General features: G+C 64.7%; 11 protein-coding genes, 2 pseudogenes and 1 riboswitch. Of the genes and pseudogenes, 4 read left to right on the top strand and 9 right to left on the bottom strand.

The window, feature by feature from the left end:
* Window positions 1-102: 102 nt before the first annotated feature.
* Window positions 103-509, top strand: a pseudogene (locus XarbCFBP7408_RS12150) (integrase core domain-containing protein); the annotation flags it as partial.
* Window positions 510-707: 198 nt separating this feature from the next.
* Here XarbCFBP7408_RS12150 and XarbCFBP7408_RS12160 read toward each other — a convergent pair.
* From XarbCFBP7408_RS12160 to XarbCFBP7408_RS12180, 5 genes and pseudogenes are all read right to left on the bottom strand, one after another.
* Window positions 708-1043: a hypothetical protein gene (locus tag XarbCFBP7408_RS12160; protein ID WP_104563180.1), complete on the bottom strand. Its 336-nt coding sequence runs from the start codon at window positions 1041-1043 to the stop codon at window positions 708-710.
* A 111-nt stretch (window positions 1044-1154) separates the two neighbouring features.
* Window positions 1155-1451 carry a type II toxin-antitoxin system RelE/ParE family toxin gene (locus XarbCFBP7408_RS23490; protein ID WP_104563181.1) on the bottom strand — a complete coding sequence of 99 codons (297 nt, stop codon included), beginning with the start codon at window positions 1449-1451 and terminating at the stop codon, window positions 1155-1157.
* Window positions 1334-1732: an addiction module protein gene (locus XarbCFBP7408_RS23495; RefSeq protein WP_429001788.1), complete on the bottom strand. Its 399-nt coding sequence runs from the start codon at window positions 1730-1732 to the stop codon at window positions 1334-1336. Before XarbCFBP7408_RS23495 ends, XarbCFBP7408_RS23490 begins: the two co-directional genes overlap by 118 nt.
* A 161-nt stretch (window positions 1733-1893) precedes the next feature.
* Window positions 1894-2624, bottom strand: a pseudogene (locus XarbCFBP7408_RS12175) (IS5 family transposase).
* 96 nt (window positions 2625-2720) lie between these two features.
* Window positions 2721-3125, bottom strand: a complete 405-nt coding sequence (locus tag XarbCFBP7408_RS12180) for a hypothetical protein (RefSeq protein ID WP_258072119.1) — start codon at window positions 3123-3125, stop codon at window positions 2721-2723.
* Between the two features lie 331 nt (window positions 3126-3456).
* Between XarbCFBP7408_RS12180 and XarbCFBP7408_RS12185 the strand changes: the two genes are divergently transcribed.
* Both XarbCFBP7408_RS12185 and XarbCFBP7408_RS12190 read left to right on the top strand, forming a co-directional pair.
* Complete coding sequence (locus tag XarbCFBP7408_RS12185) at window positions 3457-3927, top strand: hypothetical protein (protein ID WP_104563182.1); 471 nt, start codon at window positions 3457-3459, stop codon at window positions 3925-3927.
* A 131-nt stretch (window positions 3928-4058) separates the two neighbouring features.
* Window positions 4059-4784 (top strand): AraC family transcriptional regulator, encoded by a 726-nt coding sequence (locus XarbCFBP7408_RS12190; protein WP_104563235.1) that lies wholly within the window; start codon window positions 4059-4061, stop codon window positions 4782-4784.
* Between the two features lie 828 nt (window positions 4785-5612).
* On the opposite strand, the gene XarbCFBP7408_RS12200 is transcribed toward XarbCFBP7408_RS12190, so the two are convergent.
* From XarbCFBP7408_RS12200 to gcvP, 4 genes are all read right to left on the bottom strand, one after another.
* Window positions 5613-7721 carry a catalase gene (locus tag XarbCFBP7408_RS12200; RefSeq protein WP_104563183.1) on the bottom strand — a complete coding sequence of 703 codons (2109 nt, stop codon included), beginning with the start codon at window positions 7719-7721 and terminating at the stop codon, window positions 5613-5615.
* Between the two features lie 205 nt (window positions 7722-7926).
* Entirely contained in the window at window positions 7927-8781 is an 855-nt protein-coding gene (locus XarbCFBP7408_RS12205; protein ID WP_104563184.1) for an aldo/keto reductase, read from the bottom strand.
* A 58-nt stretch (window positions 8782-8839) separates the two neighbouring features.
* On the bottom strand, window positions 8840-10468 hold the full coding sequence (locus XarbCFBP7408_RS12210) for a carboxylesterase/lipase family protein (RefSeq protein WP_104563185.1): 1629 nt from the start codon (window positions 10466-10468) through the stop codon (window positions 8840-8842).
* A gap of 553 nt (window positions 10469-11021) precedes the next feature.
* Window positions 11022-13955 (bottom strand): aminomethyl-transferring glycine dehydrogenase, encoded by a 2934-nt coding sequence (gene gcvP, locus XarbCFBP7408_RS12215; protein ID WP_104563186.1) that lies wholly within the window; start codon window positions 13953-13955, stop codon window positions 11022-11024.
* Between the two features lie 98 nt (window positions 13956-14053).
* A riboswitch (glycine riboswitch) is annotated at window positions 14054-14168 on the bottom strand.
* A gap of 256 nt (window positions 14169-14424) precedes the next feature.
* On the opposite strand from gcvP, the gene XarbCFBP7408_RS12220 reads away from it, so the two are divergent.
* Window positions 14425-15678, top strand: a complete 1254-nt coding sequence (locus XarbCFBP7408_RS12220) for a multidrug effflux MFS transporter (protein ID WP_104563187.1) — start codon at window positions 14425-14427, stop codon at window positions 15676-15678.
* The last annotated feature ends 12 nt before the right edge of the window (window positions 15679-15690 follow it).

Genomic DNA, 15690 nt, shown 5'->3' on the forward strand with positions numbered 1-15690 from the left:
CCGTACCGCTCGCTCTCGGACCTCTGGCGAATACTTCATTGCTTTGCTCATGACTCCATCCTCTCAAGAGTTGGAGCCTCCGGGAATCCCGGGGGGTTCAGTGCGATCTCCGGACACGGCGTTGTGCGCGTGCTCGATCGGTTGGCACACAGTCGCGGTTTGCGGAAGGTGATCCGCACCGAGCGCGAAGCCTGCCCTAGGGGCACAACGGCAAGGAGTTTTGCGGCAAAGCGATGGTCGCCTGGGCGCATGACCGAGGTGTGCAGCTACGGCTGATCCAGCCGGGCAAACCGAACCAGAACGCCTACGTCGAATCGTTCAACGGCCGGCTGCGCGACGAATGCCTCAACGAACACTGGTTCCCAACGCTGTTGCATGCACGCACCGAGATCGAACGCTGGCGACGCGAATACAACGAGGAACGACCCAAGAGCGCAATCGGCGGCATGACCCCGGCTGCGTATGCCCAACATCTGGCAAACACCGATATCATCAGCCCCGGACTCTAAACCCGGCCGCTACTCAGGGCGGGGGGACGTCGTCCGGGCCAAGGTGGATCTGTCCGAGGTCGTGCCTCCACTGCAGGAAAGCGTCCGCCAGTCTCAGGCCCTGGATGCGCAACGGTCGCAGCAGGATACGGTTGAGCAAGCACCTACACGATCGATGTAAAGGTCGAGCCGCGAAGTGGCTTCGGCTTGAGTGAATTGTTAGGCTTCATTGTGCGGCTTGCGAGGCAAAGCGACAACGTTGCCAGAAGACGAATGCTTAGTGCCCTTTAGTGGTGCTGGACGGAGAAGACCAGGCGCTACAGTCCAACGCTGACCGTCATCCGTAAGCAAGGAGACCGATTTTTTGTTGTAGCGAACGATGACGCCATAAACCGGGCCACGCATGTCCGGCTCAAACGTGACGCGATCACCAATGCTGAAGCGGAGCATAGTTGCGTGAGCTCGCGCATGCTGCATAAAGCGAAGTCTCTCAACAATCCGATGATTGAGATCGATGAGCTCGGCTTCTGTGAGTTTGTCGATATCGATTGTCATGAGTTCTAACACCAGAGTTAGGCTGAGCCCCGGGGCGGAGCCAGTAACATGGCAAGCTCTACCTGCTATGTTCGTTGGCGTAACGAAGTGGGGCTCACCTTGAACAAATTGTTAGCCTCCAACGCGACGGACCAGTGTTGATGGATCTCGCCGATGATGAAACACCGCAAGGACAAGAAACTCATCACCGTTAGCGCGATAAACCATTAAGAATGGGAACCTGCGAAGCAAGACGCGCCGGCAGCTACCCGCAACAGCAGCGAACGTTTCTGGGCTGCGTACCGCTGCAGCTACGCTAGCATCCAATGCTCGGGCAAACTCAAGGCCAAGTCCGGCAGCGCAAGACGCGGACCAGGCCTGCGCCTCAAGAGCCTCAGCCCTGGCTTGAGGCCGAAAGAGGACACGCATTGGTAGTTGCGCTGGAAAAGCTCGGCGCGGACCTGATCCCAGGGCACCGCAGTCGCAGGGTCTAAGGCGTGCTCTTGCAACCGAGCCTGCACTGCCTGGAGCTGGGCGGATGTCAACGCCGCAGACTCCGGGCTCTCAGCAGAAATACTGTCCCAAATGTCTTCCGCCAGCTGGATACGCTCCGCTACGGAGAGTTTGAGGAAGTCGGGTCTGGGCTGGCTCATAGGGGGCAGTATAGACCGACTGCTCTTCTGGGAGCCAACGCCCACGGTAAGCCGCATCGGCGACGTCCCCCGCCCTGAGTAGCGGCCTAAGGAAGCTCTGAACAACTCCTCGATAGACTTCTGATCGACGCCTGAGGTTGGNGCTCAAGGCACTCAGATCCTCGATTTTTTGCCGTTTTGGGCGCATTTGCGGGGTATTACCCAGATTACAGGCGCACCTACCCCGCGGCGGGCATTAACTCTTTGCGCTTCAGCCACAGGTTCGACAGCGCAAACAGCGTCAGCACCTGCGAGGTGTTCTTGGCCAGGCCGCGATAGCGCACCTTGGTGTAGCAAAACTGGCGCTTGATCACACGAAACGGGTGTTCAACCTTCGCGCGCAGGCTGGCCTTGGCGTGCTCCCACCGCTTGGCCAACTTCAGTTCGCGCTTGTTCTTGATCTGCTTCAGCTTCGAGGGCTTTTCCGCGATCAGGTAGCGCAGCTTGCGCTTGCGTTTCATCTCACCGCGCTTCTCAAGCCCGGTGTAGCCACTGTCCCCGCACACCGTCTCTTCCTTGCCGTGCAGCAGCTTGTGCGCTTGCGTGATATCGGCCACGTTTGCCGCCGTGCATTCGACGTGGTGCACCAACCCGGAGTCATCGTCCACCCCGATGTGCGCCTTCATCCCGAAGTAGTACTGGTTGCCCTTCTTGGTCTGGTGCATCTCCGGATCGCGCTCGCCATCCTTAGGATCGCTCAATGCATACAACGCTGCAAAAAATGGATGCGCAGCATTGTCTCCAGCCGATACGGCTGTCGCCCCTGCTGCCCCGACTTTGGATAGTGCGGCTCGATCAGCCCCAGCAGGTCCTTCCACGGCACGACCTGATCCATCTCGGCCAAGAACACCTCACGCCGCGTCCGCTTGCGCTTGCCGTTGTACTCAGCGTCGCCGAAGGAAAGTTGCATCGTCATCGTCCCGTTGCCTCTGTGCGATTGTCGCAGGATCATGGGGAATTGTTCAGACCTTCCCTAATGCAGGTCGCAGGCGTTCGTTCGGTTTGCTCAGTTCGACAGCTGATCGCGTTTGGCCAACTGGCCTTCCACGATCTGCAGGATCTCCGCCACTGCAATGCCGAACGAACCGGCATTGCCGGCGTCGAAGGCGGCCTTCCATTGCGCATAGCCAGGCAGGTAATCCTGATTGGGCGCGGCAGTGCCGACGTGTTCGGCGGCGCTGCGTTCCAGGGTCTGCGCGATCACCGGGATGTGCGGCAGCGCGTCCAGGATCCCGTCGGGCAAGCCTGCGTGACGTACCTGGATGTCGCTGATGCTCACGTGCAGGATCTGGCCGCCGTGCGGGTGCACGTCGATCTGGTTGATCAGCAGCAGCGGGGTCTCGGTTGCAGTCCGCCCGCGGCAGCGCCAGAGCTGGCCGACCGCATAGACGGGAGGGGTGGTGTCGGGCATCGGGTACTCCACGATCAAACCGCAATGATGCAATGTGCTTGCGAAGATGGCGACTCTGCGCTGTACCGGACATGGCTGCAGTGGGTCTGGTCTTCGCCCCGACGTTTGCGCAGTCGCGCCTTGCCCCGCCAAGCGATGTCTGCAGGGGTTGCGTGAGCCTGAGAGCGTGTTGTCTGGATGAGCCCGCTTGTGGCAAACCGGGATGGCCTGGATCACCGCATCTGGCTGAATGCCAGCACCGGCCAGCACTGCCGCAACGCCTGCAAGCCATGTCAAGATAGCGATTCTTTAACTTTCCCAGCTCCCTGCCAGGATCGCAAGGACCGTTTGCATGCGCACCGTGTTCCGCCCCGTTGTGTGGGCGCTCGCCCTAGTCTGTAGTCCTGCCCTGAATGCCGCATCGCGGCCCGTGGCCGTGCCTGCGCGCACGCCGGTGTCTGCGACCGCCGCTGTTGGCGCCGATGCGGTGGCCAGCGATCCGGCCGTGCCGTTGCCGGCCACGTTGAAGTCCGGCATGGGCTACCGCGCGTTTGCGCAGGCGGTGATGGAACAGGGCTGGCAGCTGGTGGATCCGCTCGCCGCCGACAGCTGCATCGCCGCCGGCGACTGCGCCGTCGAGTTCATCGCGCCCGGCGGCAGTGCGCGCCTGCAGGTGCAGGTGGGCTCGCAGTCCGGTGCGGCGGTGGTCAGTGGCTGGCGCGCGCAGCAGGTGCCGCTGGATCGCATCGGTAATCCCACCGCAGCGGCGGTGGACGGCAAGGCTGCGCCGGCCGCGTCCAAGGTGGCCGACAACCCGCGCTGAGTGCAGTGCGCCGGCGTCTGAGGCGCGCGGCGTATCATGGCGCTGCACGCGCTGCGGTCTGCATCGGTGGCGCGTGTGATCGCCAGCAGCGTCTTTCCCGATCCCGAGTCCAGTCCCGCATGACCTCCTGCATGAAGAGCATCGATCCCGCCGATCTGGAAGCGTTGTTCGATGCGGTGCCGGACGTGCTGTTCTTCGTCAAGGATCGCGAGGGCCGCTATACCCACGTCAACCAGACCATGCTGCGGCGCCTGGGCCTGAAATCGCGCAAGGAGTTGATCGGCAAGCGCGTTGCCGAGGTCTATCCCAGCGGGCTGGGGACCAACTACGCCAATCAGGACGAGCAGGTGCTGGCCGGGGAAGTGATCGACAACCTGCTGGAACTGCATCTGTTCGCCAACCGCGAACCGGGCTGGTGCCTGACCTGCAAACGGCCGCTGCTGGTCGACGGCAAGGTGCAGGGCATCATCGGCATCTCGCGCGATCTGGGGCCGCAGGACGGGCACGCATCGCAGTACGAAAAACTGCGGCTTGCGCTGGCGTACCTCAACGCCAACTACGCGCAGAACGTGCGGATGCAGGCGCTGGTGGAGATCACCGGGTTTTCGATGTCCAAGCTGCAACGCTCGTTCCGCAAGGTGTTCCAACTCACCCCGCAACAGGTGCTGGCCAAGCTACGGCTGCAGATGGCGATGCATCTGCTGCACGGAAACAAGAGCCTCACCGAAATCGGGCATGCCTGCGGTTTCAGCGATCAGAGTGCCTTCGCACGGCAGTTCAAGCTGGCGGTCGGCATGACGCCACGCGAGTACCGCGCGCTGGCGAACGCGGCGCAGTTTCCTGCCGAACCGGCTTAGCGCGCCCGAGCAAGACGACTGCTCAGTAGCTGAGTTAGCCGAGCACGTGGCTCCCTTACTGCTTGCCGAGCACTGCGTGAATCCAGCGGAATTCCGGGTTGCAGTCTCGTTTGGTAGATGCAGTCAAAAGCCTGGGGAGTCGAGTGCGCGGTGCCCTCACCGCTTGCGGGACACGCCGTGAATCCGTCCATGGAGGCTCGGTGGCGGCATCCATGCCGCCACACGGTCCCGCAATCGGCGAGGGCACCGCACCAGACAGTTGGTCGGCTGTTTTCCTGAAAGCTTGTTGCTCAGCCTGGGCAGAAGAGAAGTTGGTAGGTCACGTGTTGAAAGCCTGTTGGCTACTCCGCTTGCAGCGGAGAGTCGTTAAGGGCTGGTCGGACCCAGAGCAATCCGCCCAGCGCACCGCATACTCTTGCTTGCAACCGTGGGCACCGACTCTCTCGACGGGTCCTTGCCCGCTCACCGTCGCGGGACCTTACGCGGCATGGATGCCGCGTAAGAGCCTACATGGACGTACTTGCGGCGTGTCCTGCGATGGTGGGCGGGCAAGGGCCTCGCAGCCGAGTCGCAGCCCGCTGCTCTACTGCCGACCTGGCCGCGCGCACCGATACCCAAAGACATGACCGCGCCACAACGTAGAGACAGCCAGGACTCCAAATCGCAGCATCGTTTATGAGACGCTGCCCAAAAAGTCGTTGAAAACTGGCCATCGCAGAGGATGCGCTGGTTTTCCGTAGAGGATGAATCGCTGCCGCATAAACGACTTGGGCGCGAACGACGTAGAAGTCGTTCGCGCCCAAGCCTGCGCAGCCCATGCGGATGCGGTTACGCCAGCATGCGCACCTTCGGTTCGCGTGCCCACTGGCGGGTCTTGGCGGCAGTGATGAATGCCTTGGTGTCCGCAGCCGCGATCACGCCCGCGTCCTTGCCGACATTGCCGGCCTTCAGCAGCAGCTGCGCGCCATCGTCGAAAGCGATCGCCTTCAGATGCGCCCACGCATTGCTGACGAAATCCAATGCCGCCGATTCGCGTGTCAGCGCCTTGGCAGCTTCCGACGACAACACCACCGCCACCGCATCGAACACCACCGAGGGTGTGCCGGCCAATTGACCGTCGGCAGCCAGTTGCTTGCCGTCGCTGAGCCTGGCGCCGCCCAGTTTTGGCGCAACGATCTTGACCGTGGCACCGGCGGCTTCGGCGGCCTTGCGCACGGCCTTGATCGTCGCTGCATCGGAGCCGTCGTGAATCAGGATGCCGACCGTGCGGCCCTGCAAGGTGTCCTTCATCTTGCCGATCAGCTGCAAGGCGGGCGACAGCGGCATGTCGGTCGGTGCGACCGCAGCCGGCGGTGCCGGCGGCAACGTGGTCATGCCCATGCCATCGGCCACACGCTGTGCCAGCGTCGGGTCGATGTGACGCAGGTGGCCGACGACGGCTTCGCGCACGTGCGCGGTCTCCACCTTGGACAACTCGAATACCAGCGCCGATGCGATATGCGCCTGTTCCGGTGCGGTCTGGCTGCGAAAGAACATGCGCGCCTGGCTGTAGTGATCGGCAAAGCTTTCTGCGCGCACGCGGCCCTTGGCACCGTCTTCGGCCGGAGTCGCGTGGCTGGGGAATCCACGCAGCGCCTCACGCGGCGCATCGGCCTGCAACGAGCTGGGCTCGTAGGCGACACGGCCCTTGGGGATGCCCATCTGCATATGGCCGTCGCGCTGGTTGTTGGCGAACGGGCACTTGGGCGCATTGACCGGGATCTGGTGGAAGTTCGGCCCACCCAGGCGGCTCAGCTGCGTATCCAGATACGAGAACAGGCGGCCCTGCAGCAGCGGATCGTTGCTGAAGTCGATGCCGGGCACGATGTTGGCCGGGCAGTACGCCACCTGCTCGGTCTCTGCGAAGAAATTGTCCGGCCAGCGGTCCAGCACCATGCGGCCGACGATCTGCAGCGGCACCAGTTCTTCCGGAATGACCTTGGTCGAATCCAGGTGATCGAACGGGAATGCATCGGCTTCCGCCTCGGTGAACAGCTGCACGCCCAGCTCCCACTCGGGGAAGTCGCCGCTCTGGATCGATTCGAACAGATCGCGACGATGGAAGTCCTGGTCGGCGCCGGCAATCTTCACCGCCTCGTCCCAGATCGTGGACTGCAGGCCGAGCTTGGGGCGCCAATGGAACTTGACGAAGGTGCTGTCGCCCTTTTCATTGAGGAAACGGAAGCTGTGGATGCCGAAGCCTTCGATCATGCGCAGCGAGCGCGGAATGGTGCGGTCGCTCATCGCCCACATGATCATGTGCATCGATTCGGGGCTCAGCGAGATGAAGTCCCAGAAGGTGTCGTGCGCACTGGCGGCCTGCGGGAAACCGCGGTCCGGCTCCATTTTCACCGCGTGGATCAGGTCCGGGAACTTCATCGAATCCTGGATGAAGAACACCGGGATATTGTTGCCCACCAGATCCCAGTTGCCTTCCTTGGTGTAGAACTTCACCGCAAACCCGCGCACGTCGCGCGGCGTGTCCACCGAGCCGGCACCACCGGCAACGGTGGAGAAACGCGTGAACAACGGCGTCTTTTCGCCGACTTCGGTGAAGATCTTGGCGGTGGTGTACTGGCTCAACGACTTGGTCAGCTCGAAATAGCCATGCGCCGCGCTGCCACGTGCGTGCACGATGCGCTCGGGAATGCGCTCGTGATCGAAGTGGGTGATCTTCTCGCGCAGGATGAAGTCTTCCAGCAACGTCGGCCCGCGCGGCGTTGCGCGCAGCGAGTTCTGGTTGTCGCCAACCGGAATGCCCTGGTTGGTGGTCAGCTGCGGATGCGTGCCGCCGGCCTTCTGATGCAATTCATCGCCCGTGCCGCGCAACGTTTCGGGAGTTGCGCTGACAGCAGCGGTGGACGGAAGTTGCGCGGACTTGCTGGGGGACTTGGGCATGGGACTCCACTCTGGCGGGCTTGAAATGCGGGCTGATCCACTGAGCCTGGGAGTGGCGCTGTTAAGTGCACGTGTCTGCATGCGAACGAATACTCACATGCAGCCAAAAGCTTGCGCTGGATCGCAGCTGCCCGATGCGTCTGTCACGCAATGCACCGATGCACGGTCTGCAACGCATGCAGCGAACGCGACCGGTACATGCCGACTACAGCAGATCCAGCGGCTGCTTGCGTGTCGGTGGCGGGAACGCACGGTCCAGTTCGGCAAGGTCCTGCGCGTCCAGTTGCAGCGTGCACGCCGCTGCATTCGCGCGCACATGTGCAGGCGTTCCCGATTCGGGAATGGCAATGACCCGGCCACTGCGGATTGCCCATGCCAGCGCTACCGCAGTTGCGGCCACGCCGCGTCGCTCGCCGATCGCGTGCAGTACCGGGTGATCCAGCAATGCGCGGCTGCCAAGCGGCGAATACGCCATCACCGTCACCTCGTGCTGTGCGCACCACGGCAGCAGATCGAACTCGATGCCGCGGCTACCGGCGTGATACAGCACCTGATTGACCAGGCAATGCTGGCCGCCCTCGATCTCCCACAGCTCCTGCATGTCCTCCACATCGAAATTCGATACGCCCCAGTCGCGGATCTTGCCGGCATCACGCAAGGCCTCGAAGGCATCGACCACTTCGCGTAGCTCGCTGCCACCGCGCCAGTGCAGCAGATACAGATCCAGCGTGCGCACGCCAAGCCGCTGCAGGCTGGCCTCGCAGGCACGCGCGATGCCGCGTGCGCTGGCATTGCTCGGCAAGACCTTCGACACCAGATACGGCGGCTGCGCGCTGCCGATAGCCTGGCTGATCAGTTGCTCGGAGCGCCCGTTGCCATACATTTCGGCGGTATCGATCAAGCGCATGCCCAACTGCTGGCCGGTCTGTAATGCGTCGATTTCCTGCTGCGGCGCATGTCGGCCCTGGCCTAGATTCCAGGAGCCCATGCCGAGCGCAGGCACGTTTCGCCCATTGCGCAGGCGCACTTCGGGGCAATGCGGAAAGGTGGGTTCGGACATCTGTCACTCCTGTAGCGTCGGATTGGGTGTGACAGCATTCGCCATCTCTGCTGCCGTTCTAATGCAACGGTGGCTGCGCGGATGTGGAGGCGATGTGCGCTTGCGCATCCCAGAACGCGCAGCGATGCCGTTGTACGAAGTCGGGCGTTGCACCGATCCTGCCCGGCGACAGCGTCAACGGGGTGTCTCCATCGAAGCGCGGCCACTGCGGCCGGCCGCCACCGTTCGGATCGCCGGTGCGTGCAAACGCGCCCCAGTAATCCTGCAGCGTATCGGCGAAGGCCTGCTGCGCCGGCGTGAACGCCGGCGCGCCACTGAGCACCCACGGACGCTGGAACAGGTACACCAGCTCGGACGCGTGATACGCGCCCAGCGGATGCGAGAACGGCAGGCGCAACAGGCCGTAAGGCGCCTGCGGGTCGTCGAATTCGTACGCATACACCGGCGCGCGGCTGCGCAAGGCCTGGCCCAGCCTACGTGTTGGGCAAGCGAATCCACCATCGGTGACGATGTCGGCAAACGCATCCCAGCGCGATTGCGCGGCAACGTCCGCGTAGCGCGCCATGATCGCGCTAGGGTCGGCATGCATGCGCTTGAGGCGTGCCTCATAACCGCTGCGCAGGTTGAGCTTGCCGATGTAGGACAGCAGCTGCGCAAACAGCCGCCCTTCGTTGCGGTTGCTGCCGATCAGCACCGGCACCTGCGCGTCTTGAAGGTTGGCGATCGCCTTGGCGGGCGGCAACGGCAACACCTCGCCGCCGGACATCGGCGCCCACGCATCGCTGCCGGTCAGGCCACGGCGCTGCGGTTTTGCATCGGCCACGGTGTCAGCGGGCAATGCGCGCAGGCACGCGGCAACATCGCCTGCGCGCTCGCAGCCAAGCGTCTGCGCCATGCGCACACCGCCGCGCTCGGCTTCGGCACGTGGCAGGCTGGAATCGCTGGCCAGGCAACTGCCGCTCTGCAGGATTGCGCGTTGGAACAGACCGGCCGCGCCCGGTGCGGCCAGTTGATAGCAGATGCTCCAGGCACCGGCCGATTCGCCGAAGACGGTGACGTTGTGCGCATCGCCGCCGAAGACGGCGATATTGCGCCTGACCCAGCGCAACGCAGCCTGTTGATCGAGCAATCCGTATGCGCCTTCGCCCTCGCCACGCAGCGCCGGATGCGCAAAGAAACCGAACACTCCCAGCCGGTAATTGGGCGCCACCACGATGACGTTCTGCCGCGCGGCCAATGCACTCAGGTCGTAGTCGACATTGCTGCCCAGCTCCAGCGCGCCACCGTAGATCCACACCATCACTGCGCGCGGATGCGCCGGCGCAGGGCCGGGTGGCGCATAGACGTTGAGGGTGAGGCAATCCTCGGACACCTGCTTCTGCCCGAAGCGATAACGCGGCAGGCACGCCGGCCCGGCCTGGGTGGCATCGCGGACTCCCTTCCAGGCTGGCGCCGCCTGCGGCGCGCGAAAGCGCAATGCGCCCACCGGCGACGCGGCGAACGGCACGCCCAAGAACACCCGCCCCTGCGCGCCGGCAACACCGCGGACTGCGCCGGCATCGGTCTGCACCACCTCGGCCTGCGCATCGGCCGCGTGCACCAGCGCCGGCACCTCGCCAGGACGGCGTGGCGCGCACGCGGTCACTGCAAGGCTGGCAAGCAGCAGGCAGGCCAGGTGACGTGTCAATGAAGCTCTGTCGCGCTCGATCACTGTCTGTTGTGTCCTCTCTCAGGCGTACATCATCGCGAGCGGACGTGTAGGGAAGGAAAACGCGTGGGCTGCCTGAGTGAGAGCGGCCGATAGACTCGCCCGAACGCTGTGGGATGGTGGCAAGGTATTGCCTGACGCGTGCAGTGATGTCGGCAATGGCCGTCACATCGGTTGGATCGAAGGACCCCGATCGAGAGCCTCTGCGGCATGGATGGCGCACAACGGCCGTGCCGGCGGCGCGTCCTGCACTATGGGCGGGCACGGGCCCTGCAGTCAGGCCGCAGATCATCCGCTCTGCAACTGACGCCTCCACGCCGTTCAACTATCTCTCGATGCGGCCTGGACAGTGAGGTCTAACGGCGAGGTTCCCGCGCCGAGCGGTGGTCGCATACGCCGCAGGCGCTTGCCGCACGCGCGCGATGTGTCCAGAACACAGCACCGCAGCCGCAGCCGCAAAAAAACGAAAAATCCGGCCCGGGATTGCTCGGGCCGGGTTTCAATGCCGCACGTCAATGCCGCATGTCAACGCCTACGCCTCCACGTCGTCCTTGTACGCATCCACCGGGATGCAGGCGCACATCACGTTCTTGTCGCCGTAGACGTTGTCCACGCGCGCCACCGGCGGCCAGTACTTCTGCTGCTTGAGGCTGGGCAGCGGGAAGGCGGCCAGTTCGCGCGGGTAGGCGTGGGTCCACTCGCTGGCCGACACCTGGGTGGCGGTATGCGGGGCGTGCTTGAGCGGGTTGTCGTCGCGGTCCAGGCGGCCGTCTTCGATGGCGCGGATCTCTTCGCGGATCTGGATCATCGCGTCGATGAAGCGGTCCAGTTCGTGCTGCGATTCGCTTTCGGTCGGCTCCACCATCAAGGTGCCGGCGACCGGGAAGCTCAGCGTCGGCGCGTGGAAGCCGAAGTCGATCAGGCGCTTGGCGATGTCTTCGGCACCGATGCCGCTGGTCTTTTCCAGCGGGCGGATGTCGAGGATGCACTCGTGCGCCACCAGGCCGTTGCGGCCGGTGTACAGCGTCTTGTAGTGCGGCGCCAAGCGCCTGGCGATGTAGTTGGCATTGAGCAGGGCCACCTGGGTCGCCTTGCGCAGGCCGGCGCTGCCCATCATGGTCACGTACATCGAGCTGATCGGCAGGATCGACGCAGAACCATAAGCCGCCGCGCTGACCATGCCCCCAGTGCGCAAGGAGCCGGCAGCTCCGCTTTCGGAGTTGAGTCCGCCGCCATGGATGGCGGCATCTTGACCTTCGCCGGCATGGATGCCGGCACGAGGAAGGTAAGGCGCCAGATGCGACTTCACCGCGCACGGGCCCACACCTGGGCCGCCGCCGCCGTGCGGAATGCAGAAGGTCTTGTGCAGATTCAGGTGCGACACGTCCGAGCCCCACTTGCCGGGCTTGGCCACGCCGACCAGGGCATTCATGTTGGCGCCGTCGGTGTAGACCTGGCCGCCATGCGCATGCACCGCTTCGCAGATCGCCACTACGTCTTCTTCGAACACGCCGTGGGTGGACGGGTAAGTGATCATCAACGCGGCCAGGCGCTCGGAGTACTTCTCCGCCTTGGCGCGGATGTCGTCGACATCGACATTGCCGTTGGCATCGCACTTGGTCACCACCACGGTCATGCCGCACATCTGCGCCGAGGCCGGATTGGTGCCGTGGGCGGATTCGGGAATCAGGCAGATATCGCGATGCGCTTCACCGCGTGAACGGTGATACGCGCGGATCGCCAGCAGGCCGGCGTATTCGCCCTGCGCGCCGGAGTTTGGCTGCAGGCTCACCGCGTCGTAGCCGGTGCACTCGACCAGCATCGCTTCCAGCTCGTCGATCAGCTGCGCATAGCCGGCCGATTGTTCTGCCGGTGCGAGCGGATGGATGGCGCCGAACTCCGGCCAGGTCACCGGAATCATTTCGGCGGTGGCGTTGAGTTTCATCGTGCAGCTGCCCAGCGGGATCATGGTGCGATCCATCGCCAGATCCTTGTCGGCCAGCGAGCGCATGTAACGCAGCAGCTCGTGCTCGCTGTGGTGAGTGTTGAACACCGGGTGGGTCATGAATGCACTGCTGCGCAGCAGACCCTGCGGCAGGGCATCGGCGGTAGCGGCATCGAGCGCATCCACATCGGCAGTGGCACCGAACAGCTGCGCCAGCGCAATCACGTCGGCGCGCGTGCTGGTTTCGTCCAGGCTGATGCCGACCGCTTCGCTGTCGATCGCGCGCAGGTTGATGCCGGCGGCGCGGGCCTTGGCGTGGATGGCCTCGGCATCGATCGCCTTGACGTGCAGGGTGTCGAAGAACTGCTCGCCCACGGTGATGCCGGCACCGCGCAGGGCGGCGGCCAGAATCGCGGCAAGGCGATGGGTGCGCCGCGCGATGCGGGTCAGGCCCTCGGGGCCGTGGTAGACCGCGTACATCGAGGCCATCACTGCCAGCAGCACCTGCGCGGTGCAGATGTTGGAGGTGGCCTTCTCGCGGCGGATATGTTGCTCGCGCGTTTGCAGGGTGAGGCGATAGGCCGGGTTGCCGGCGGCATCGATCGACACGCCGATCAGCCGGCCCGGCATCGAGCGCTTGTAGGCATCGCGGCAGGCCATGAACGCCGCATGCGGGCCGCCGAAGCCGAACGGCACACCGAAGCGCTGCGAATTGCCGACCACGATGTCCGCGCCCCATTCGCCGGGTGCGGCGATCAGGGTCAGCGCCAGCAGGTCGGTGGCCACCGCGACCAGGCCGCCTTGTGCGTGCACCGCATCGGCCAGCGCGGCGTGATCGCCGATATGCCCGAAGCTGTCCGGGTACTGCAGCAGCACGCCGAAGCACTCGGCCTGCAAAGCCTCTTCCGGCGTGCCGACGCGCAGCACGATGCCCAGCGGTTCGGCGCGGGTGCGCAGCAGTTCCAGCGTCTGCGGGTGCACCGCGTCGTGCACGAAGAAGGTGTCCGACTTCGACTTGGCCGAGCGCTTGGCCAGCGTCATCGCTTCGGCCGCGGCGGTGGCTTCGTCCAGCAGCGAGGCGTTGGCGATCTGCATGCCGGTCAGATCGGCGCACAAGGTCTGGAAGTTGATCAGCGCTTCCATGCGGCCCTGCGAAATCTCGGCCTGATACGGCGTGTACGCGGTGTACCAGGCCGGGTTTTCCAGGATGTTGCGCAGGATCACCTTCGGCGTATGGGTGCCGTAATAGCCCTGGCCGATGAAGCTGCGCTGCACCTGGTTCTTGCTGGCGATGGCGCGGATCTTGGCCAGCGCCTCTTCTTCGGTGATCGCCTCGGGCAGCGCCAGCGCCGCGGGCGACTTGATGTTGCCCGGCACGATCGCATCGGTCATCGCATCCAGCGAGGCGTGGCCGACCACCCCCAGCATCTGCGCGATTTCTGCGTCGTTGGGGCCGATATGGCGTTCGACGAACGCACTGTGGTGTTCGAGGTCGCGCAAGGAAGACGTGGTCTGGGACATGGCGGGCATCCGGGGCAGGGGGCAGACGAATGGTCGACAGCCACCGCACCGGCGTGACGCGCGCAGCGCATCACCTCCTGTCGCAGCGACAGTCTTCCTCGCGCCCCTCTGTCCTTTTGCCTGAGAGTTTAGGAACGCGGCATGGCGCTGGGCCTGCCTGCGTTCCGTGCCCCTTCGGCGCCGGCATCGGCCGGTCTCTCCAGAGTTGTACTGCGGATGGTATCGGGCCTGAGCGATTACGGGCTGTTGCGCCTTCGGCAGCGGCAGTGCCGCTTCTCCCACCGTGTTGCCGGCCGATTATAGCCTGCGTGCGCACGCGCCGGAGCGCACGCGGCAGGCCTATGTACTCGGGTCTGCTTAACCTTGCAACGGCGAGCGCCTATCATCGACGCCCTTGTGCTCATCCCGACGCCGCCCCCAGGGCGGCGCCGGCGTGCGTCCCCCGATGCACCACGTTTCGGATCCCTGCATGACCCCCACCACGCCTTCCACCCGTCGCATGGCGCTGCTGCTCGCCGGGTTGGCGATGTTTGGCCCGTTTTCCATCGACACCATCTTCCCGGCGTTCTCGCGGCTCAGCCGCAGCCTGGCGGTGGACGAGGTGGCGATCCAGCAGACCATCAGCGTCTATCTGCTCGCCTACGGGCTGATGAGCATCGCGCACGGCCCGCTGTCGGACGCCTGGGGCCGCAAGCGGGTGATCCTGGGCGGGCTGCTGCTGTTCATCGCCGGCTCGGTGGGCTGCGCGCTGTCGCAGGACCTGCCCACCCTGCTGGCGTTCCGCGCGTTGCAGGGGCTGTCGGCCGGGGTGGGCATGATCGTTGGGCGAGCGGTGATCCGCGACCTGTTCCAGGGGGCGGACGCGCAACGGCTGATGAGCCAGGTGTCGATGATCTTCGGCATCGCCCCGGCGATCGCGCCGATCATCGGCGGCTGGATCCTGCTCAGCGGCGCCGGCTGGCCGCTGATCTTCTGGTTCCTGGTGGCATTCGGGCTGGTGCTGCTGCTGGCCACGCTGACCTGGCTGCCGGAGACCCACCCGCCGCAGGCGCGCACGCCGCTGCAGCTGCGCCGCCTGATGCGCGACTACGTGCGGATCGGCTTCAACCCGCGTTTCCAGCGGCTGGCCGCGGCCGGTGCGTTCAACTTCGCCGGGATCTTCCTGTACATCGCCTCGGCGCCGGTGCTGATCATGCGCCACCTGCACCTGGGCGAGGGCGACTTCGCCTGGCTGTTCATTCCCACCATCGGCGGCATGACGCTGGGCTCGTTCCTGTCCGGGCGCATGGCCGGCAGCATGGACCCGGTGCAGCAGATCCGCATCGGCTTCATCTGCTGCGGCGTGGCGGCGCTGGCGAACTTGGGCTACACCATGACGGCAGCGCAGATCGCGCTGCCCTGGGCGGTGCTGCCGATCTTCCTGGCCGGCGTGGGCATGGCGCTGATCTTCCCGATCCTGGCGCTGGCGGTGCTGGACATGTACCCGCATCAGCGCGGCCTGGCCTCCTCGCTGCAGGCCTTCACCCAACTGATGACCAATACGCTGGTGGCCGGGGTGCTGTCGCCGCTGCTGAGTGAACACCCGCGCCATCTGGCGATCGGCATGACCGGTTTTTTCCTGCTGGGCTGGCTATTCTGGCGCTGGGAACGCCGCAGCGGCCGCCGTCTACGCCGCCGCCAGGCCGAGGAGGCAGTGCCTCTGGAGCCGGCCGACCATCTCTGACCTCACAGGAGC

Source organism: Xanthomonas arboricola pv. guizotiae (genome assembly GCF_002940205.1).
GTDB lineage: Bacteria > Pseudomonadota > Gammaproteobacteria > Xanthomonadales > Xanthomonadaceae > Xanthomonas > Xanthomonas arboricola_C.